The organism is Burkholderia pyrrocinia (assembly GCF_018417535.1).
Lineage (GTDB): Bacteria > Pseudomonadota > Gammaproteobacteria > Burkholderiales > Burkholderiaceae > Burkholderia > Burkholderia pyrrocinia_E.
Window position 1 is genome coordinate 15,259 of sequence record NZ_CP070978.1, and the last position, 23,021, is coordinate 38,279.

At 67.0% G+C, this 23,021-nt stretch carries 8 protein-coding genes; 7 read left to right on the plus strand and 1 reads right to left on the minus strand.

The annotated features are described in order from the left end of the window. Positions 1-186 precede the first annotated feature (186 nt). From gspI to JYG32_RS18285, 7 genes are all read left to right on the plus strand, one after another. A complete protein-coding gene (gene gspI / locus JYG32_RS18255; RefSeq protein ID WP_213266433.1) occupies positions 187-618 on the plus strand; it encodes a type II secretion system minor pseudopilin GspI in 432 nt (143 codons plus the stop codon). Further along, positions 602-1,264 (plus strand): PulJ/GspJ family protein, encoded by a 663-nt coding sequence (locus JYG32_RS18260; protein ID WP_213266434.1) that lies wholly within the window; start codon positions 602-604, stop codon positions 1,262-1,264. Before gspI ends, JYG32_RS18260 begins: the two co-directional genes overlap by 17 nt. 182 nt (positions 1,265-1,446) lie before the next feature. Continuing rightward, the gene (locus JYG32_RS18265; protein WP_213266435.1) at positions 1,447-3,669 is read left to right on the plus strand and encodes a tetratricopeptide repeat protein; all 2,223 of its coding nucleotides are present in this window, start codon (positions 1,447-1,449) and stop codon (positions 3,667-3,669) included. 42 nt (positions 3,670-3,711) lie between these two features. Further along, positions 3,712-5,955 (plus strand): tetratricopeptide repeat protein, encoded by a 2,244-nt coding sequence (locus JYG32_RS18270; protein ID WP_213266436.1) that lies wholly within the window; start codon positions 3,712-3,714, stop codon positions 5,953-5,955. A gap of 23 nt (positions 5,956-5,978) precedes the next feature. Continuing rightward, complete coding sequence (locus JYG32_RS18275) at positions 5,979-8,213, plus strand: tetratricopeptide repeat protein (RefSeq protein ID WP_249744809.1); 2,235 nt, start codon at positions 5,979-5,981, stop codon at positions 8,211-8,213. 185 nt (positions 8,214-8,398) lie between these two features. Then, the gene (locus JYG32_RS18280; RefSeq protein WP_213266437.1) at positions 8,399-21,160 is read left to right on the plus strand and encodes a filamentous haemagglutinin family protein; all 12,762 of its coding nucleotides are present in this window, start codon (positions 8,399-8,401) and stop codon (positions 21,158-21,160) included. Between the two features lie 83 nt (positions 21,161-21,243). Then, entirely contained in the window at positions 21,244-21,495 is a 252-nt protein-coding gene (locus tag JYG32_RS18285; protein WP_213266438.1) for a hypothetical protein, read from the plus strand. On the opposite strand, the gene JYG32_RS18290 is transcribed toward JYG32_RS18285, so the two are convergent. Continuing rightward, positions 21,492-22,784: a substrate-binding domain-containing protein gene (locus JYG32_RS18290; protein ID WP_213266439.1), complete on the minus strand. Its 1,293-nt coding sequence runs from the start codon at positions 22,782-22,784 to the stop codon at positions 21,492-21,494. The genes JYG32_RS18285 and JYG32_RS18290 overlap by 4 nt on opposite strands. Positions 22,785-23,021: the final 237 nt, after the last annotated feature.

Here is a 23,021-nt window from a genome sequence, read left to right on the forward strand (position 1 = left end):
CATGCGGTGCGCCGGTCCGCCGGTCCGCCCGCGCTTGCCGAGCCAAATGGTTCGTACCATTCGACACGTGTCTGCCATACGCCGCGCTTAACGTCCTTGCATGGCGCCCGTCGCGTCGGCGTGCGGCCTGCGCCGCGGTTTGCGCGCCGGACGCCGGGCGACGACCCATCGACAAGAACGCAGGTCATGTGCGACGACAACACCGACTACAACCGCCGTGCGCGCGGCGGATCGCGCACGGCGCGGGCGCCGGAACGGGGATTCACGCTGATCGAGGTGCTGATCGCGCTGGCGATCGTGGCGGTGGCGCTCGGCGCCGTGATGCGCGCGATCGGCGCGCTTGCGTCGGATACCGATACGGCCCGCATGCGCCTGCTCGCGTTATGGAGCGCCGACAACGCGCTCGGCGAGATCCGCATCGCGTCGACCTGGCCGCCCGTCGGCACGAACACGTTCGCGTGTCCGCAGGGCCGCTACCGGTTCGTGTGCCGCCAGTCGGTGGCCGCGTTGCCGAGCCCGCTCGTGCGTCGCGTGACGGTGAGCGTCTATCCTTCCGCATCGAGCCGCAACGTGCTCGCCGAAGTCGTCACGGTGATCCAGAATGAAGCGCGCCGCTGAACCGCGCGCGGCGGCGCGCGCGCGCGGCTTCACGCTGATCGAGATGCTGGTCGCGATCGCGCTGCTCGCCGTGATCGCGCTGCTGTCGTGGCGCGGCCTCGACGCGACGATCCGCGGTCGCGACGATATCGCGTCGAATCTGGCGCAAACGCGTCTGCTCGGCCGCTATTTCTCGCAGTTGCAGTTCGACCTGACGAACCTCGTGACGGCCGACGAAGTGTTCGGGCCGCCGCTGCGGATCCGCCCGGGCGAACTCGTGATGGTGCGCCATCTCGGTGTCGGCGGCGGACCGACGCAGATGCAGGTCGTGCGCTACCAGCTCAACGGGCGCGAGCTCGTGCGCAGTGCGTCGCAGCCGCTCGCGTCGCTGGCCGACGTCGACGACGCGCTGCATCACATGGACGCGTTCGCGCGGGTGGTGGTCAGCAACGATGCGCGGTCGATGCAGCTTTCCGTGTGGGTTCCGCCGGGTGGCTGGACGACGAGCCAGGCGAGCGTCGAGCAGACCTACGCGCAGTTCCTCGCGCAGCACGGCGTCAGCAGCATCACGTCGCTCGGGATGCCGCTGCCGCGCGGGGTGCGCTTCGCGGTCACGATCGGCTCGCCGGCGGTCGAATACGTGCGGACGATTCCGATCGGACAGTGACGGCGGCGTGTGCCGCCCCGGCCCGAAACGTGTTCCGTCCCCCGGGCAAAAAGGTCCGTAACTTTCGTCATACGTCTGTTATTGCCCGTCCGTTAGTCTCGTGACGAGCATGACCGCCGAGACCGGTTCCATTGGCCGGTTCGGCGGCGGCATCGGCATCGGCAAACGGGAAGGGGGCGAACGTGACGGTCGAGCACCGGCATGATGCACACGCGGGCGCGTCGGGAAACGACGCGCGCGGGCAACAGCAAGCGGCGGCGATCCTGAGCCGCGCACAAAACTGGCACAGCGCCGGACGGTTCGACGACGCTGCGCGCGAATATCTCGCCGTGCTCGCGAAGGAGCCGGACCATCCCCAGGCGCTGCACCTGTACGGCGTACTGCAGTTCCAGCGCGGCGCGGCCGACGACGCCGAAGCGTTGCTGCGCCAGTCGATCGCGATCGCACCCGGCACGCGCGCGCTGTCGGATCTCGGCGCGATCGCCGGCGAGCGCGGCCGCGTCGACGAGGCGCTCGAGCATTTCACGGCTGCGCTGCGCACGACGCCCGACGACGTGCAGACGCTCGTGCGTCACGGCAATACGCTGCTCGGATTGCGCCGCTACCACGACGCGCTGGCATCGTTCGACCGCGCGCTCGCCGTGTCGCCGCTCGTGCTCGATGCGCTCTGCAATCGCGGTAGCGCGTTGCGTGCGCTGCGCCGCTTCGACGCAGCGCTCGACACCTACGATCGCGCGCTGATGGTCGACCCGCGTTCGTTCGAATCGTGGTTCAACCGCGGCCTCGTGTTGCGCGAACTTCAGCGGCCGGCCGACGCGCTGCAGTGCTTCGATCGCGCCAACGCGATCCGGCCCGGCGTCGCCGCGATCATGGCCGAGCGCGGCCGCACGCTGATCGATCTCGATCGTCCGGGCGAGGCGCTCGCCGCCTTCAACGAAGCGATCGCGGCCGATCCCGCGCGGATCGACGTGCTCTACAACAGCGCCGTGGCGCTCGAACGGCTCGGCCGCGCCGACGAATCGCTCGCCCGCTGCGAGCGCGTGCTGATGCTCGATCCGGATCATGTCCGCGCCCATGCGACCCGCGGTAATGCGTTGCTGCAGCTACAGCGCTACGACGATGCGCTGGCCGGTTATGCGCGCGCGCTGGCGCTCGATCCGCACGCGGCGGAGACGTTGTGCAACCGCGGTACCGCATTACGTTATCTGAAGCGTTACGACGACGCGCTGGCCAGCTACGACGCCGCGCTGGCGCGCGACGCGCGTTTTGCCGAAGCGTGGACCAACCGCAGCAGCGTGTTGCAGGACCTGCACCGCTACGACGAAGCGATGACGTCGCTCGATCGCGCGCTCGCGCTGCGTCCCGATCATGCGACGAACTGGCTCAATCGCGGCAACCTGCATTTCGAAACGGCGCGCACGGACGACGCGCTCGCCGCGTACGACCGCGCGATCGCGTTGCATCCCGACTACGCCGAAGCGCATTTCGCGCGCGCGTCGCTGTATCTGATCGAAGGCGATTTCGCGCGCGGCTGGCCCGAATACGAATGGCGGCTGCGCGATGCGCAGCTTGCGCGGCACTGCCGGCCGTTTACGCAGCCGGCGTGGCAGGGCGACACGCCGCTCGACGGCCGGACCGTGCTGATTCATGCGGAACAGGGCTTCGGCGATACGCTGCAATTCTGCCGCTATGTGCCGCTGGTGGCCGCGCGCGGCGCACGGGTCGTGTTCGAGGTGCAGCCGACGCTGCGCGCGCTGATGGCGTCGTTGGCCGGTACGGCCGACGTGATCGCGCGCGGCGAGCTGCTGCCGGCATTCGACTGCCAGGCGCCGCTGTTGAGCCTGCCGCATGCGTTTCAAACGGAAGAAGCCACCATTCCGCGCGCCGATGCCTACCTGCATGCGGACCCGCAGCGCACGCGCGAGTGGGATGCGCTGCTCGGCGAACGGCGCCGGCCGCGGATCGGCCTCGCATGGGCCGGCAATCCGGAGCACCGGAACGATCACAACCGGTCGATCGATTTCTCGCGGCTCGCGCCGCTGTTCGATCTCGACGTCGACTGGATCAGCCTGCAAAAGCCCGTGCGCGAACGCGACGAGGCGCGGCTCGCGGCTGCACCGGTCCGCCGCGTCGACGACGAACTCGGCGACTTCGCGGATACGGCCGCACTGATCGGCGCGCTGGATCTCGTGATCGCGGTCGATTCCGCGGTCGCTCATCTGGCGGGCGCGCTGGGCCATCCGGTCTGGGTGCTGCTGCCCGATCCGCCGGAGTGGCGCTGGATGCGTACGCGCGGCGACAGCCCGTGGTATCCGTCCGCGCGGCTGTTCCGGCAGCCGGCGCCGGGGGACTGGGCGGGCGCGATCGACGCGGTGCGTGCCGCGCTCGAGCCGATGACACGTTAGACACGACACGCGATACGAACAGCGACCAGTGGGAGCCACACGATGATACCGAACGGGGAAGGGACGACATTCGCGAGCGCGCCGGTCGCGCCGGATCGACGTCCGCCCGACACCGCGCAGCTCGAACGGCTGCTCCTGCGTGCGCGCAGGGCACACCACGAGGGCGCGCTGCAGCATGCGGAGAACGCGTATGCCGAATTGCTGACGCTCGACCCCGAGCATCCGGAGGCGCTGCACCTGCTCGGCGCGGTGCGCTTCCAGCAGGGGCGGCTCGACGATGCAGAGCCGCTGATGCGGCGCTCGGTCGAGCGCCAGCCGGTGCCGCTCGCGCTTGCGAATTACGCGGCGGTGCTGGCCGGGCTCGGGCGAGCGCATGATGCGCTCGCGCGGCTCGACGAGGCGCTCGCGATCAATCCCGTCCATCAGCGCGTCCTGTTCCAGCGCGCGGGGCTGCTCGCGCAACTCGCGCGGCACGACGACGCACGCACGGTCTACGATCGCCTGCTCGAACTGACGCCCGGCTTCGCCGACGGCTATGTGAGGCGCAGCGACATGCTGCGCGCACTCGGCCGCCACGACGAAGCGCTCGCCGACTGCGACCGGTCGATCACGCTTGCGGGGCGTTCGTTCGACGCGATGCGCGGGCGTGGACTCGCGCTGCGCGCACTCGGCCGTTTCCGCGATGCGGTCGACAGCTATGGCCACGCGCTCGCGCAGATGCCGGGCAGCGCCGAAGTGTTGTTCCTGCGCGGCGTCGCGTATCTGGACCTGCACGACCCCGAACGCGCGCTCGCGGATTTCAATGCGGCGAGCGCGACGAGCCCGACCTTCGTCGATGCGATCTTCAACAGTTCGATCGCGCTCGAGCAGCTCGGCCGGCACGACGAGGCGCTCGGGCGCTGTGACCGCGTGCTCGCGATCGATCCGTGCCATGCGCGGGCGCTCGCGAACCGCGGCAACGCGGCCAGCCACCTGGAGCGCTATCGCGACGCGGTCGACAGCTATGCGCGCGCGCTCGATGTGGAACCGGGCAGTACCGGCGTGCTGTGCAACTACGCGAGCGCGCTGATGCGTGTCGAACGTCACGACGATGCACGCGACATGTGCGACCGCGCGCTCGCGCTCGATGCGAGCTTTGTACCCGCATGGTTCACGCGCGGCCGCGTGCAGCTCGAAACGCACCGCTACGAGGCCGCGCTCGACGATTTCGCGTGCGTGATCGACGCGACGCCGCGCGACAAGCTCGCGCACTTTCACAAGGGCAACGCGCTGCGTGCGCTGCGACGTCACGACGCCGCGCGGCAGGCGTATGCGGACGCGATCGACCTCGATCCCGACTACGTGCTCGCGCACTGCATGCGCGCGTTCCTGTGCCTGTCGATCGGCGATTTCGAAGCGGGCTGGGCCGAGTACGAATGGCGCTGGCGCGACACCCAGCTCGACGCGAGCCGGCGCGCGTTCGCGCAGCCGCGCTGGACCCACGGGATGCCGCTCGCCGGGAAGACGATCCTGCTGTACCCGGAACAGGGGCTCGGCGACACGTTGCAGTTCTGCCGCTACGTGCCGCTCGTGAAGGCGCTCGGCGCACGCGTCGTGCTCGAGGCGCCGGTCGAACTGAAGACGCTGTTCGCGACGCTGGACGGCGTCGACACGCTCGTCGCGCGCGGCGAGCCGCTGCCGCCGTTCGACCTGCATTGCCCGCTGCTGAGCCTGCCGCTCGAATTTCGCACGGATCTGGCGTCGATTCCGGCGGGCGTGCCGTATCTCGGCGCCGATCCCGCGCGCGTCGCGCGCTGGCGCGAACGGCTCGGCGCGTCGACGCGGCCGCGCATCGGCCTCGTGTGGTCCGGCAACCCGCTGCACCTGAACGATCGCAACCGCTCGATGACGCTCGCGGATCTGCTGCCGCTGTTCGACGACCGCTACGAGTGGATCAGCCTGCAGAAGGTGGTGCGCGACGAGGATCGGCCGGCGCTCGACGCGAGCGCGGTGCGCTTCGTCGGCGACGAACTGGGGGACTTCGCCGACACGGCGGCGCTGACCGCGCTGATGGACGGCATCGTCAGCGTCGATACGTCCGTCGCGCATCTGGCCGGCGCGCTCGGCAGGCCGCTTGCGCTGATGATTCCGCATACGCCCGATTTCCGCTGGCTGCTCGACCGCGACGACAGCCCGTGGTATCCGTCCGCGCGATTGTTCCGCCAGCCCGAGGGCGGGCAGTGGGCGCCCGTCGTCGAGCGGATCGCGGCCGGGTTGCCGACGCTCGTCGGCGCAGGCGCGCGATGAGCGCGCGCCGCGAGGCTGCGCCAATGGCGGACGCCATGCCGGGCGCCGCGGCCGTGCCGCTGCATGCGGTACTTGCCGACGCGTTACGCAATGCGCGCGCGCGGCTCGAACAACGCGACTTCGCGGGGGCCGGGCGGCTCTACGAAGGCGTGCTGACGATGGCACCCGGCAACGTCGAGGCATTGCACCTGCTCGGGCTCGTTTACCTGAAGCTCGGCGATCCCGTGCGCGCGGAGCCGCTGATTGCGCGGTCGATGCGGCTCGGGTTGAACCAGCCGTGGAATCTCGCGAATCACGCGGCGGCGCTGACCGGCGTCGGTCGCCATCGCGACGCGCTCGCGGTTGCCGATCGCGCGCTCGCGACCGACCCGGACCATGCGCCGTCGAATGCGGCGCGCGGCGATGCGCTGCTCGCGCTCGGACAATACGACGCGGCACTCGCGGCATACGATCGCGCACTCGTGCGCGAGCCGGCCCACGCGGCCGCGTGGTGCAAGCGAGGCGAGACGCTCAGGCGGCTCGAGCGGCCCGCCGACGCGCTGATCAGCATCGAGCGCGCGCTGCGGATCGACGCGAACGATCCGGCCGCGCATGCCGAACGAGGGCATGCGTTGCGCGCGCTCGGTCATCGCGAGCAGGCGTTGCACAGCTATCAGCTTGCGATGGTCGTGCGCGGCAAGACGCCCGATCTCGTTTATGCGTGCGGCGTGGCGATGACCGAACTCGGCCGGCCGGCCGATGCGCTCGCGTGCCTCGACGAGGGGCTTGCGCGGCTGCCGAACGACGAACAACTGCTGTACGCGAGTTGCGTCGCGCTGGATCTGCTGCACGCCCGCGACGAATTGCTGAAACGCTGCGACCGGTTGCTCGCGCTGAATCGCGGCAACGTCGCGGCATGGGTCGGACGCGGCAATGCGCTGCTCGGGCTCGAACGTCATGCGGAAGCCGTACAGGCGTACGGGGAAGCGCTGGTGCGCAAACCCGACGATATCGACGCGCGACGCAACCGCGCGGCCGCGCTGCGTGCGCTCGGCCGGTTCGACGACGCGCTCGCCGATTACGACGCGGCGCTCGCGCTGACGGGCCCGCATGTCGAGCTGCATTACAACCGCGCGCTCGCGCTGCAGCAGTTCGGCCGCTACGACGAAGCGCTCGCGAGCCACGCGGCGGCAGCGGCCGCGCCGGCGGACGCCGCGCAGGCATTGTTTACCCGTGCGCTCGCGCGCCAGCACCTGGACGACTACGATGCGGCGCTGGCGGATTACGCCGACGCGTGCCGGCGCGATCCGCACCACGGCGCCGCGCGCCGGTCGGAGGCGTTCTGCCGGCTGCTGATGGGCGATTTCGACGCGGGCTGGCGGCAGCACGAGACGCGCTGGGACGCGGCCGACGTGGTGCTGCACCGGCGTCATGCCGATCGGCTGCTGTGGACCGGCGACGAACCGCTCGCGGGCCGCACGCTGCTGCTGCACGCGGAACAGGGTTACGGCGACACGCTGCAGTTCTGCCGTTACGCGAGCCTCGCGCACGACCTCGGCGCGACCGTGATCGTCGAAGCGCCGGCCGCGCTCGGCGAGTTGCTCGGCACGCTGCGCGGCGTGAGCCGGATCGTTACCGACGGGCAGCCGACGCCGGCGTTCGACCTGCAGTGTCCGCTGATGAGCCTGCCGTACGCGTTCCGCACGACGCTCGACACGGTGCCGGCCGACGTGCCGTACCTGCGCGCCGATGCGCTTCGGCGCGATGCGTGGGCGCAGCGCCTCGACGCGCTTGCGCCGCCGGGCCGGCTGCGGGTCGGGCTCGCGTGGTCCGGCAATCAGCGTCACGCAAACGACGAGAACCGCTCGATACCGTTCGCCGCGCTCGTGCCGCTCGTCGCCGCGCGCGATGCGACGTTCGTGAGCCTGCAGCCGCAGATACGCGCGCGCGATGCCGATGCGTTCGCCGCGAGCGGCGTGCTGTCGTTCGCGGACGCGCTCACGGATTTTGCGGAAACGGCCGCGCTGGTCGACGCGCTGGATCTCGTGATCAGCGTCGATACGTCGGTCGCGCATCTGGCCGGCGCGCTCGGGCGGCCCGTGTGGGTGCTGCTGCCGCGCGTGCCGGACTGGCGCTGGCTGCTCGAGCGCGACGACTGCCCGTGGTATCCGGCCGCGACGCTGTTCCGGCAGACGCGGCCCGGCGACTGGCCGGCGGTGGTCGAGCGGGTGGCCGAAGCGCTTGGCGCAGCACGCCGCGGGCGTTCCGGGGCGGCGTGACCGGCCTTCCATGACAAAAGCTACGGACCTTTTCGCGGCGGCCGGAATGGTCCGTAACAGTCGCCATGTCGCTGCCATTCGCGCTTCGTATGGTCTCCGGATTCCAGCGGCCTGTTTCGGGCGCAACGACATGTGCGGTGCCGGACCGGCGCCGCGCGCAATTTCCTAGCATCGGGGTGGAAAGAATGGCAGCACGCGCACGTACGGATCGGCAACCTCGCGCCACGGCCTCGCGGTCGGTCCTGAAGTCGGAACTTAGCCCGCTGTACCGGGCAGTCGTGCTGATGCTCGCGGCAGGCGTGTCCGCGCATGCGCACGGGGCGGGCATCATGAACCTCGGGCAGGCCACTGCGCGCGCGGCGGGCGGCGGCGCGGGCGGTGTCGGCGCTACGCCGGGCATGCCGAATCTCGGTGTGTCGCCGCAGCAGGCGCTGCAGGCGAGCCAGCCGTCGATCCGCAACCTCGGTTATGCCGCGCACGCGATTGCCGCGCAGATCGCCGCGCAGCAGAACGCGGCCGCGGCGGCGGCGAAGCTGCCGTCGACCGTGCCGAACGGGCTCGCGCCCGGCGGGCTGCAGGTCGCGGCGGGGGCGACGGGCGATACCAACAACCCGGTGCTGTGGTTCAACGCGAACGCGCCGACGCAAAATACCGACGCGACCGGGCACGTGAACGTCGACGTCAAGCAGACCGGGCAGAACGCGGTGCTGACGTGGGAGACGATGAACGTCGGGCGGCAGACGACGCTGAACTTCGACCAGTCGCGCGGGACGCAGACGAACGGCGCGAACAACTGGGCGGTGTTGAACCGGGTCAACGATCCGAGCGGCAGGCCTAGCCAGGTTCTCGGGAACATTACCGCGCAGGGGGCGGTGTATGTGATCAACCGGAATGGCGTGTTGTTTGGCGCCGGGTCGCAGGTGAATGTGCATTCGCTGGTGGCGTCGTCGCTCGACGTGCTGAACATGAACAACTACAACCAGACCTTGCTGAACCGGGTGCCGGTTGTGACGGACAACACGCTTGCGCAGGATGCCGCCGGGATCGTCGCGAGCAACAAGCAGTTCCTGAGCCTGCCGGCCGGGACGACGGGCGGGCTCGCGTATCCGGAGTCGGGTAGCTCGACGGCGGTGAATGGCAATAGCACGGTGCCGAACGAGGTGCTCGGGCTCGGCAATCAAGTCAACCTCACGTCTGCAAGCCAGTATCAACCGTGGGGCGATGTCACCATTGAACAGGGGGCGTCGATCACCACGCACGCGAATGGCAACGCGAGCGACGGCGGTTTCGTCATGATCGCGGCGCCGAACGTGACGAACGCGGGGCACATCAAGGCGACGGACGGGCAGGTCGTGCTGGCGGCCGGCGTCGGCGTGAGCCTGCGGCCCAATAGCGGCGCCACGGTGAATCCTCAGGTGCTGCTGCCGGAGCTGAGCGGGCAGATTCTGCTGCTTGGGCCGAACGGCGGGACAATCGACCTTACGCCGGCCGGCACGCTGACCAATACCGGCATCGTCGAAGCTGCGCGCGGTAACGTGAACCTGCTTGGCAGCCGCGTTGCGCAGAACGGGGTGGTCGGCGTGACGACGAGCGTCAACGCGCCCGGCGCGATCACGATTTCCACGGTCGACGAATACCAGTCGAACAATCCGGCCGGCGCCGCGTATCTTGGACAAGGGCTTGTGACGACGAGCCAGCAGAGCACCGGCAGCGATACGCATCGCGCCGGCCTGCTGAGCTTCGGCCCCGATTCGGTGACGACGGTGATGCCGGACGGCAACGGTCAGACGACGCCGTCGACGCCAGGCGCGACGTTCACGCCGGGCAGCATCGGCATGACGGCCGGCTCGATCTGGTTCCAGGGCGGCTCGCTGATCGAGGCGCCCGGGTCGAAGGTCACCGTCGCGGCGTTGACACCGTCCACGTCGGGTGCGCAGACGCCGGCTGGCCAGACTGCCGTGCCGGGCCGCATCTATGTCGACAACGGCGCGACGATCGACGTGTCGGGCCTCGCGAACGTCGAAGTGCCGATCTCGCAGACACTCGTGACGGTCGACAGGATCGGCCAGAACGAACTCGCGGATTCGCCGCTGCTGCGCAACGGGTTCCTGCTCGGGTACAAGAACCTCGTGTTCGACGGCACGCTGACGGGCACGCGCAGCGACGGCGTGCAGTGGGTCGGCAGCCCGATCCTGAACCTGTCGGGCTATGTGAACCTGATTCCGCGCATGGTCGACCAGTTGCTGACCAACGGCGGTTCGATCACGCTGTCGGGCAACGAGGTGATGACCGCGGCGGGTTCGTCGATGAACCTGAACGGCGGCTACGTGCATTACGACGGCGGGATGGTCAACACGACGCGCCTGGTCGATGCGAACGGCGCCATTGTGCCGATCGGGCAGGCGAGCCCATACGACACCTATGTCGGCATTGCCGGCCAATTCATCGAATCGCATCCACGCTGGGGCGTGACGAAGTCCTGGTACAACCCGCTGCAGACGGCGGGTGCATACCAGGGCGACTACATCGTCGGCGGCAATGCGGGCACGCTCGACGTGTATGCGTCTCAGACGGCGGTGCTCGACGGCGACATCAGCGCGCAGGCGTTCGGCGGCGCGAAGCAGATGCAGGGCAACAGCCTGCCGAGCGGCGGGACGTTCAACCTCGGGGCCGATCCGAAGCTCGACGGCACTGCGCTGGTGCATCTGACGTCGAACAACCACGACGCGGGAACCGGCGCCACCGGCCTCGTTGTGCTGCAGGACAACGCACCGTCGCTCGACGAGATCGCGCGGGGTTTCTCCATCGATACGCCGCTCGACGTCAAGACTTTGCAGGCGCTGCCCGCCACGGACCCGCGCAACGTGTTGTTGACCACCGTCGTACCGGTCGCGACATTGAACAACGGTGGTTTCGCGAACCTGAACGTGACCGAGGACAAGGTCGGCGGCAAGGGAATCGTGGTGCCGCAAGGCACGCAATTGGAATTGCAGCCGGGAGGCTCCATTTCGCTCAGCAGCGCGCGTCCCGGCGCCGACGTCAATGTGGCAGGCAAGCTGATCGTGCCGTCGGGATCGATTTCGATTGCAAGCGGCGGTAACGTCATCGTAGGGCCGGAGGGGGCAATCAGTGCTGCCGGTCAATGGGTGAACAACGACGTGCAGGCCGCGCCCGGTTCGACGCCGGGCAACAGCCAGTTCATCAACGGCGGCACGATCTCGCTGTCGGCAATCCAGAATTCGCAGATTGTGCCCGGCGCCGGCTATGCGGACGCGACCGGCTCGGTCCTGTTACCGCCCGGCAGCGTGCTGGACGTGTCGAGCGGCGGCGAGATGCTGGCGAATGGCCAGATGCTGATGCAGAACGGCGTTCCGGCCGGGCGTGGCGGCAACGTGTCGTTGCAGACTTATGCGGCACCGCAATCGAAACAGTTTGGTCATACGACCGATGGCGGCGGCGGTGCGGAGCTGCCCGCCACGCAGCCGACGGCCGGCACGCTTGCGCTGGGCGGCACGATCCTGAGCGAAGGTTTTTCGGGCGGCGGCACGCTGACGCTTCAGGCGCTCGGATTCCGGATCGGTGGCGATGCGGCGGCCGCGTCGCCGTTCGACGTGTATCTCCCGGAGACCTTCTTCGCGCGGCAAGGGTTCGGCAAGTACGTGCTGAACGCGTATTACGACGCGACCGTCGCGCCGGGCACCATGGTCGGCGTGACACAACTGAACCGCATCCCGGATGCGGTCGCGCTTCAACAGGCCGGTACGGGCGCGAACCTGTCGGCGGGCAGCCTGACGTCGATCGGCCAGCTCGATGCGTATCACCGGCAGGCGACGAACTTCGTGTTGACGGGCGGCAATTACACGTCGTGGCTGACTTCAGCCGGCGCGGTGCCAACGTACCCGGGCGGGACCGGCGCGGTCACTGTGTCGGAAGGAGCGTCGATCCATGCGGATGCCGGCGCGAGCATCGGCCTCGGTTCGCCGACACAGGTCACGGTGCTCGGCTCGATCGTCGCGCCCGGTGGATCGATCACGCTGAGCGCGGACGGCGGCGGCACGTATGCGCAGGCCGGGCAGTTCAACACCGGTTTCCGGAGCGCGGGCCAGTCGGTGTGGCTCGGCGCGGATGCGTCGCTCGACGTATCGGGCACGGCATTGGCCAATCCGCTTGCGGCGCCGGTCAAGATCGGCGCGACGACGGTCGTGCCGAACTCGGGCAAGGTATTGCCCGGCGGCTCGGTGACGATGTCGAGCGATACGGGCTACGTGGTAGCGCAGGCGGGCTCGAAGATCGATGTGTCCGGCACGTCGGCGAATTTCGACCGGTTGCAGGCCAATGGTACTTACGCTTCGCAGCCGGTCTGGAGCGATGCCGGCTCGATCACGCTGTTGGCGGCGAACGGCTCGTTCGCCGATGCGACGCTGGCGGGGCATGCCGGGGCGGCGCAGGCACGCGGCGGTACGTTGACGATCCTGCCGCATCAAAACGATGGCGCGAGCGGCACGGCATTGGTTGTGCGGCAAGACGGAACGCTCGTGCCTGCGGGATTGGCGCCGGGACAGGATTTTACGTCGGCGATCGATCCGACAACCGGTTTGCCGATCGGCCAGCCGACCGGGGTGATCCAGTTCGCGGCCGACCGGTTGACCGGGTCCGGCATAGCAAACCTGGTGCTCGGCGGTGCCACGCCGCCGAATCTCTTCGGCGTATCACCGACACAGATTTTGTTTGCGGGTGACGTTACGCTGTCTTTGCCCGAATCGGTGACCCTGAATGCGGGACGCATTGCGGCCATCGGCATGGGGCAGTTGTCGACGCTGCTGTCGACGCCGGTACGCAAGCCGGACGGGACGATTGCGTCGGCGGTCGACGCCGTGCTGGCACAGGCGCCGCAAACGCCACTCGGCACGACGGTGGAAATCGATGCGCCCTACGTCACGTTGTCTGGGCCGTTCATCCAGACGCAGGCACCCGCGTTCAAACCGGTCGCGACGCTGTCTGATGCGACGCTGAACGTGAATGCGTCGTTCATCGACCTGAAGAACCAGCTTCAGCTCAACAATTTCAGCCATGCGAACTTCACGAGCGGCGGCGACATCCGGCTGAGTTCGACGAATGCCGGCCAAACCTTGACGCCGGGCATCCTCTATACGCCGGGCGACCTGACGTTCAAGGCAGCGGACCTGTATCCGGCGACCGGCAGCACCTTCATCGTCGACGCGGTCGGCCCGACCGATCCGGCCACGGGCAAACCGGCGCCGACGACGGTCACGTTCGCGGCGAACGGCGCGTCGGGCACGCCGCTGTCCGCAGGCGGCACGCTGCTCGTGGACGCGGCGAACATCGTGCAGGGCGGCACGGTGCGCGCACCGTCCGGCACGCTCGTGTTCGGTATCGGCGATCCGTCGAATACGACAACGCAGGCGCAGTTCGCGGGCCTGCCGCTCGTCGCGACGGATTCGGTCAGGCTGGCAAGCGGCAGCGTGACGTCGGTGTCGAACGAAGGTTTGGTCATCCCGTACGGCACGACGATCGACGGGGTCGAGTGGCAGTTCAATCCGGTCGCCGGCACGACGACGGCCGACCTGACCGCATCGCCTGCGAAATATGTCGGCGTGAACGCCGGCAACGTTGCACTCGACAAGGGCGCGACGATCGACCTGTCCGGCGGCGGCGACCTGCAGGCCGCCGAATGGGTGCCGGGCACGGGCGGCACGCGCGACGTGCTGTCGCAATACAACGTGAGCTATGCGAGCGGCAAGGGCGCGACAGCCGTGCCTGTCAACGCGGGAGCCGGCAACGTCTATGCGATCGTGCCGGGCAAGCAATCGCCCGTCGCCGCCTATGACCCGACGTTCGCACAGACGGTGCAGCCGTCGACCAATGCGAACGGTACGGCGACGACCGCGACGGCGACGCTCGGCGTCGGTCAGGCCGGCATGAGCGATGCGGTCGGCAAGGCCGTGTACCTGTCGGGCGTGCCGGGGCTGCCGGCCGGCTACTACACGCTGCTGCCGGGCAAGTACGCGACGTTGCCGGGTGCATATCGCGTCACCATGTCGAATACGTCCGGCAACGTCGTGCCGGGCGCGAGCCAGGTGCTGCAGGACGGCACGGTGGTGACGGCCGGCTATTTCGCGGACACGCTGACGGGCAGCCGAAGCGCGACGCCGACGCTGTTCAACGTACAGTCGAACAGTGTGTGGCAGCAGTACTCGCAATACACGCTGACGGGCGCGAACGCGTATTTCACGAAACTCGCCGCGAGCAAGGGCAATGTGACGCCACCGCTGCCGGTGGACGGCGGCCAGCTGGTGCTGGCCGCGACGAAGGCGCTGACGCTCGGCGCGACGCTGAACGCGGCCGCCGGTGCGGGGGGTGCGCCGGCCGAGGTCGATATCGCATCGCAGGACATCCAGATCACCGGCAACGGCAGCGCGGCGCTGCCCGGCTATCTGCAGATCGGCAGCGACGCGCTCGATTCGCTGAACGCGGGCAGCCTGCTGATCGGCGGCACGCGTGCGACGACGACCAGCGGCGTCACGATCACGCCGATCGCGAACAGCGTCGTCCTGTCGAACGCCGGGAACACGACGCTCAAGGGCCCCGAGATCCTGCTCGTCACGAAGACCGACGGCAGCGGCACCGATCCGAATGCGGCGAACGGTTTGCGCGTCGATGCGGGCGCGTCGATTGCCGCGCAGGGTGACTATCCGGCAGCCAAGGACCAGCCGATCGCGATCGCCGGCGACGGTGCGCTGCTGCGCGTGTCGAACGGCGCGATGGCACCGCTGACGCGTACCGGCGGCACGGGCACGGGCTTGCTGACGGTCGGCGCGGGTGCGACGCTCGCGGGCGGCCAGGCGCTGATGCTGGATTCGTCCGGCAACCTGAAGGTCGATCCGTCCGCCGTGCTGTCGGCCAAGGCGATCACGGCGGACGGCTCAGCGATCACGTTCACGAACGCGAGCGGCGGCGCGGCCGCGAGCCTGCCGGGTTTCGTGATCGACCCGACCGGCCTCGCGCAATTTTCGAATGCACAGCAGGTGACGCTGCGCAGCTACGGTGCGATCGGTTTCGTCGGCGACGTGAACGCGACGTTCGGCAACAACGTCGACTTGAGCGCGGGCACCTTCACGAGCGATGGCGGTCACGTGACGCTGAACGCGCAGCAGATCGCGTTCACGAACGAGATGGGTGCCACGCCGGGCGCGACGACGGCCGGCGGCGGCACACTGACGGTCAACGCGAAGGAGATCGATTTCGGCACCGGCTCGAAGGCGGCGAGCGGCTTCGGCTCGGCCGTAATGAATGCGACGGGCGGCATCGTCGGGCAGGGTACCGGCACGTTCGACTTCGGCGCGCTGCCGGTGACGCTCAACGCGCCGGTCTATCTGGCCGATACGAGCTCGGCCGCCACCGTGAAGACGACAGGTGCGCTGACGCTGAACGGTGCATCGGGCACGCCGTTGAAGCACGATGCGGTCGGCGGTGCGTGGACCTTCATCGGCGGCACCGTTGCCGACAATGGCGCGACGATCAGCGCGCCGGCGGGCAACGTGACGCTCGAAGCAACGAGCGGCAACCTGACGATCGGCGGCGGATCGACGGTCAGTTCGGCGGGCGTGTCGAAGCAGTTCTTCGACGTGACGCGTTACGCGCCGGCCGGGTCGATCACGCTGACGGCCGATGCGGGCACCGTCGACGTACAGGCCGGCTCGACGCTGGATTTTTCCGGGGCGAGCGGCGGCGGTGCCGCGGGCAGCCTTGCGCTGTCGGCGCAGCAGCAGGGCGTGAACCTGAACGGCACGATCAAGGGCGGCGCGGCGAGCGGTTATGCGGGCGGCTCGTTTTCGTTGAATACGGGCGGCGCGGCCGATCTCGATGCGCTGTCGAAGACGCTCGCGTCGAGCGGCGTGAACGAGGCGATCGCGATTCACACGAAGACGGGCAACCTGACGCTGTCGCAAGGCAACAGGCTGACCGCGCATTCGGTGCTGCTCACGGCCGATGGCGGTTCGGGCAGCGCGGCGGATACGGCGAACGGCAACGTGAACGTGCTCGGGACGATCGACGCGTCCGGCAAGGCCGGCGGCGAGATCGACCTGTACGGCCGCAACGGCGTGGACATCGAAGGTTCGCTGCTCGCACGTGGTTCGGACCCGAACCAGCGCGGCGGCAAGGTCAACATCGGTACGACCGCGCTGTTCGATCCGACGATCGTCGATGCGAACGGCAATTCGAACGCGTACAACGCGACCTATGGTTACGAGAACATCCTGCGCGGGAATTCGGGTGCCATCACGCTCGGCGCGAATGCGCTGATCGATGTGTCGGGCGGGACGGCGGGAGGATTGTCGGGCGGCACCGTGAACTTCCGCGCACCGCTGTTGATCGACAACGGTGTGAATTTCAATCTGCCGGATACGTTCAACAACGGCAAGGGGATCGCCGGTTCGCGCGCGACGTCGCTGGAAGCGTATGCGGTGTGGAGCACGACGGACGCGACGACGGGCGCGAAGCACTTCGACGGCATCATCGACCCGGCGGGATGGTATGACCGCAGCGGGCATTTGCTGGCCGGCACGTTTACCGCGCAGGGGACGTCCGGCACGCCGGCGACTTTCTCGTTTACGCCGGACGGCTCGGGTGGCGGCACGTTGACGAACCAGGCGACGGGTGCATCGGCGAGCGTCACGCAGGCGCAGCTTCAGGGCGGCAATTCCGCGATCGGGTTCGGCGGGCTGAACAACATGTACTTCGCGCCTGCGAGCGGTGGCGCGAATGCGGATCACCAGACCTTCTACGGATACCAGAACGGCGATGCGTCGACAACGGCGCCGGGTACGCTGATGGGCTTCGTGCAGCATGGGCTCGATACGTTGGTCGATCCGTTCGCGGGGAGGGGCATTGCGAACACGCGCATCGTGCCGGGGATCGAACTCGACAACCCGAGTTCGACGATCAATGGCGGCGATATCCAGGTGCTGACGAACTGGAACCTCGGCGCGGGTACGTCGCCGACGAATCTCGCGTTCCGGTTTGACGGGCAGGCGCCGGTGGTTACATTACGCGCCGAAAACAACGTGAAGGTGAAGGCGAGCCTGTCGGATGGGTTCTTCCAGATTGCGAATCCGTTGGGCGGTGGGGGGACGATTCCGGTGCCGCCGCTGTCTACGTCGAGCGTAGCGGACGCCATTTTCAATCTGGCGTCCGGTTACAACGCAGCCTATGGCTATGGGATTTGGTACTACGCGAAGAAAAATGTAGCGTTCGCCCCTGGGCAGCCGGTTGGCGGTACACCGGACGAGATTGCAGAATACTATGCGCTCTATATGGCGTATGCGAATTTTCTGGACCAGACCGCGACCAGTCTTTCGTCAGCGCTAAACTGGGATCCGAGTTTCAACAACATCGGAATCGTCTACAAGCTGACGCTCAACGGTACGAGCCCGGTGCCCGGCCAACCGAATGCACCGGTCGCGCCTTCTGCCGCGCAACAAGCGACGGATCCCGGTTCCTACCTGATCTATCTGAATCAGTATCAGAAATACCTGAGCGATGCAGTTCGATTCCGGGTGCAGAAGGGCGCATGGCCTTCGATCGCGACCGTTGCAGCACCTGCCGTGCAACCTGTTGCGGTGATTGCTACGCCGACGATCAGCCTGCCGGCCGTGACCGACAATTCTCCGTCGCCGACACCTGTCGCGGGCGATCCGATTCCGCTGCAGTCCGCATCGTTGGCCGGCGGAGCGAGCAGTTCGTTCCGGGTGGTCGCGGGCGCCGACCTGGACAGCACGAATCCGCTTGCGCTTCGACCGTTGACAGCCGGGGGCGGAACGAACGGCAGGAGTGTCGTGTTCGACGGCCATACGACGTACGTCGCCAACACCGGGTTCGCCGTGCTTGCGCCGACGTCGATCCGTACCGGAACGGGGGCGATCGACGTGGCGGCGGCCAACGGTGTCGCGTTGTTCGACGCAGGTGCCGCGCAAGCGAACGATGCGGATGTGCTCGTGCCGGGCGTGATCTATACGGGCGGTGCGCCCGCGGCTTCGGCGCCTGCGGGCAGCCCCACGTTGGCAATCCTGCATGCCGGAACCGGCTATCAGGACATTCTGATTACGCCGACCGTGAGCCCCGATTCGGCGGGCGATATCACGATCCACGCGCAGGGCGACATCACGGGCGCCGAGTACGTGATCGATACGAACGGAACGGTGACCGGACGGAGTGGCGCCAACATCAGTCAATTCTGGTGGCAGTGGATGCAGATCGGTAATCCGACCGGGATGGTCGGCGCAACGAATCCCGTGACTCAGACCGTCCAGACGTCGATCAACTTCGGCGCGTTCGACCAAGGTGTGTTGAGTTCGGGCGGAAATGTCTCCGTGTCGGCTGGGGGCAACATTTCCGACCTGTCGGTGTCGTTGCCGACGACGTGGTATCTGACTGGCGCAAATACCGATAGCCCGACGGTCAATACGATCGGCGGTGGCAATCTGACCGTGCGGGCCGGCGGGGACATTCTGAGCGGCGGCTATTTCGTTGCGAAAGGATCGGGCACGATCACCGCGGGCGGGAAGATCGGGGCGGATATTGTGGTGCCTCCGAACTTTGACGGTGCGCGGGCCGTGACGATGGATACGTTGCTGGCTACGCAGGATGGCGTACTCGACGTAAACGCGCGACAAGGCGTCAGCATCGGGCGCGTGCTCGATCCGTCGTATGTGCAGGGCAATGTACTGTTGTCTGCGTACAAGCAACAAGCCGACATGAAGGGCTATTCGTCGACATCCGCCGTCAATATCGCGTCGACGACGGGCGATGTATCGATCGGCACGCTTTCCAACGTCGCGCTGATCGGCGGCGGCAATTTCAACCCGATGACACCGGGCAAGCTCGACCTGTCGTCCATCCTGCCGGCGTCGGTGGACTTGACCGCGTTCACCGGCGGCATCACGGTGGCAGCGAGCGGCGAGCTTTACCCGTCGGCATCGGGCAATCTGAATCTGATTGCCGACCAGTCCGTCAATCTGTCGACCATTAACGGAATGGGGCCCCCTACCGGGTCGCCGTCATTCGGTATGCTCGACGTCGCCCCGTCCGCGATGCCATCACCGGCGAGGCCGAACGTATTCGTCACGAATCCGACGGTTGCTTCGGCGGCGGCACATGATCCCGATGGCTTGCATCGCGACGACGCCGTGCCGGCAAGAATCTACAGTCTCAACGGCGATATCGTCGACGGTGTTCTCCAGACGACCGGCGTGATCGCGGGCCGGTACGATTATCTTGTACCGGTCGTGATAGACAAGCCTGCGCTGATTCAGGCGGGCAGAGACATCGTCAACCTGTCGTTCGTGGGACAGAACCTGCGCAAGTCGGACGTGACCCGAATCGTGGCCGGGCGAGACATTTACGATACGGCGGGATTGGGGGGGAGTGTTACGCCCGTACTTGCACTTGGCGGCCCGGGCACCTTTGATATCGAGGCGGGCCGGAACATCGGACCGTTGACGAGTCAAGCCGATGCCTTTGCAACCCTGGGCAGCGGGAGTTACGTCGCCGGGCTGCAAACGGGAATCGATGCGATCGGCAACGCGAACAATCCGTATTTGCCGCATGAAAGCGCAAACGTCAATGTGTTGTTCGGGGTCGGGCCGGGTATCGACACTGCTTCGTTCATCTCGACGTACGTCGATCCGGCGAAATCCGTACCCGGCGTTTCCAGTGCGGCGCCCGCGCTCGTCACGTTCATGGAGCAATACGAGGCGGGTCTCTCGGTCGATACGGGGCTGGTCAACGATCAGCCGGCGATCAAGCCGTTGACCTCGGACGAAGCGTGGTCGAAATTCAAGGCGCTGCCGCCGTATGTTCAGCAGATCTTTGCCGAACAGGTATTGTTCAAGGTGCTGACCAGCGTTGGCGAGGATTACAACAATCCCGCCAGTCCGTACTATCAGAAGTATGCACGCGGATACGAGGCGCTCAATACGATGTTCCCGGCTTCGCTGGGTTACACGGCCAACAATCTCGGCGGAGGCAGCAACGGTGCGAACAGGTTGATCGATACGGGTGACCTGGACATTCGCAGCACGACCATCCAGACGCAGCAGGGCGGTAACGTATCGATCCTCGGCCCGGGCGGACAGGCGCTGATCGGTAGTACATCCGCACCACCGCAGATCGTCGATGCAACGGGCAAGGTCATTGCCGGGCCCGGGACGATGGGGATCCTCACGCTCGAGAAGGGTGACATCGACATCTTTACGGATCGCAGCGTGTTGCTCGCGCAGAGCCGGATCTTCACCGAGCAAGGCGGCGATATGACGATCTGGAGCTCGAACGGCGACATCAACGCGGGCAAGGGGGCGAAGTCGTCGGCCGATACACCTGCGCCGCAATACGTGTGCGATGCAAACCATTACTGTACGGTCGACGCGCGCGGGCAGGTCACGGGCGCGGGCATCGCGACGTTGCAAAGCGTGCCGGGCGTACCGATCGGCACGATCAACCTGATCGCACCGCGCGGCACGGTCGATGCCGGCGACGCAGGCATTCGCGCAGGCAACCTGAACGTCGCGGCGCTGCGTGTCGTGAACGCGGACAACATCCAGGTGACCGGCAAGGCAAGCGGCATCCCGCTCGTGCAGGCCGTGAATACGGGCGCGTTGACGGCTGCGAGTGCGGCCGCATCGGCCGCGACCCAGGTCGCACAGGATATCGCGAAGAACAACGCGTCCGGTGCGTCGGCGCGGCGCTGGACGATCTCGGTGCAGGTCGAGGGGTTCGGCGACGCGGGCGGCGACGGCGGGAAGAAGCACAAGCAGCAGGTTGGCTATGACCCGTCGAGTTCGGTGTCGATCCTCGGTTTCGGGCAGACGGGGCCATCGCAACGGGCAGCGCTCACGCCCGACGAGCGCGCACGGTTGGGCAAGATCTGAGCAAAAGTCGTGCAGGCTGCCGGAACGAATGGCAGCTTGCACCCGACGATGCGCAAGGAGAAAAGGCCCGCATCGCGGACACGATGCAATGTGGACTGACTGAGAGCGAATTTCGTCGCTATCGTCCGGTCGTGATTCCGGCGCCGATGCTCGTGTTGCCGATTGTTCCGATCATCGGTGCGACGTTCGACGAATTTCCACCCATCACGATGAGAACGGCCATCGAGGCCGACGCGCTGCGCAACATGGATCGAGCGGAAATACAAAAACTGCGCCCCTGGTTTCCCGGAGGCGCAGTCGAGTCAGCTGCGGACCATACAGTCCGAACCGCTTAACGACCGGTGACCGTGCCCGTACAGACGCTCGCGTTGCCGATGTCGAGGTTGCCGCCGTTCACGTTGCTGAGGAAGTCGTTCGAAATTTCCGTCCGGTAGTTCGACGGAACCGTGTCGAAGCCGTTGCCGTGAACGATCGATGCGAAGCTGGCATTCGTGTAGTGGCTGTTCAGGAAGTCATGCACAGCCGTCTTGACCGTTGCGTCCTTGTAGCACTGGCTCAGGATGATCTGGCTCGTGCCCGAAACCGGATAGCCCGATGCCGGATTGCCAGCGGCCGGCACCCAGTTCGCCGGGTTCGACGCGCGCGCGCCAGTCGGCGGGGTAACGGAACCCAGCGCCGTCGATGCATTGGCATACGTCGGCGCGTAGTACGTGCCGTTCGTCTTGTTCACGAGGCTCGCCACCGGAAGTTGCAGCGCGCCGGCCGGCGTCACGACCGTGCTCGACGGCGCGAGGAACGTGTTCGTGTAGTCCGGGCTCAGGTAAGCGACCGCAGCACCGGTGGAAGCCGACAGCGCGTTGCGCACGCCGCCGCTGCCCGAAGCCGCAGTGAAGTTCGACGGTACGACGCCGCCCGGGAACGATGCCGTGAACGTCAGCGAGTCGACGAACGTCACGCCCGTAGCCGTATTGGCAGTCGTACAGACAGCTGCCAGGTGACGGGTCAGCAGTTCGGTCGTACCGCTGCCGTCCGAACGATAGATGACTTTGATCGGCGCGTTCGTCGTATAGACCGCGGTCGTTTCCGGATTCGTGACCTGGTTCCAGTTCGTCAGCTTGCCCGAGAAGATTCCGCACAGATCGTCGTCGTTCAGCGCGATGCTATGCGCCTGCCCCGGCGTTGTTTGCGGCGTCGTCGTGCTCGTCACGGCCGGGCCGTTGACGACCGGCACCGTGATCGGCGTGACGACGTACGGGATCTGGATCAGCGGGCCGTTGGTCGCGCCGAGGCCGGCCTTGTACGACGTGAGCTGGGCGGTCGACAGTGCGGCATCGCTGTTCGCGAAGTGGACCGTGCCCGTGACACCGGCACCGAAGAACGTCGGCTGGTTGTTCAGGAATGCGTTCTGGCCTGCGCCCGAACCCACCGAGAAATACGTGAACGAACCTTCGGCCGTACCGAACAGGCCGATTTCGGTCGCGCTGTTGCCGATCGCGCCGATGGTCGGGGCGACGAGCGACGAACCGCCGCCTTGCACGTTCGGCGAGGCCATCGCGGCCGTGGCGCCCAGACCGGAAACGAGGAGAGCGAGGACTTGACAGATCTTGCGCTTGCTGGATTTCATGAGAAATTTCCTTGAACGAAGATAAACGGGAACCCCTGCTACTGCGGTTGGAATGCTTATGGACCGCCGGGTAAATGTAGGGGGAAATCCGTATGACGCGTGTGAATTTTTCATAACGAATGGTGCGTAACATTTTCATCGAATAATCCATTGCGTTATTCGGATTGATAAAGAGGCGATTTAGTCGATATCCAATGTGTGCCGGAATTACCAGATGTTGAGATTGCACCGTGGAGC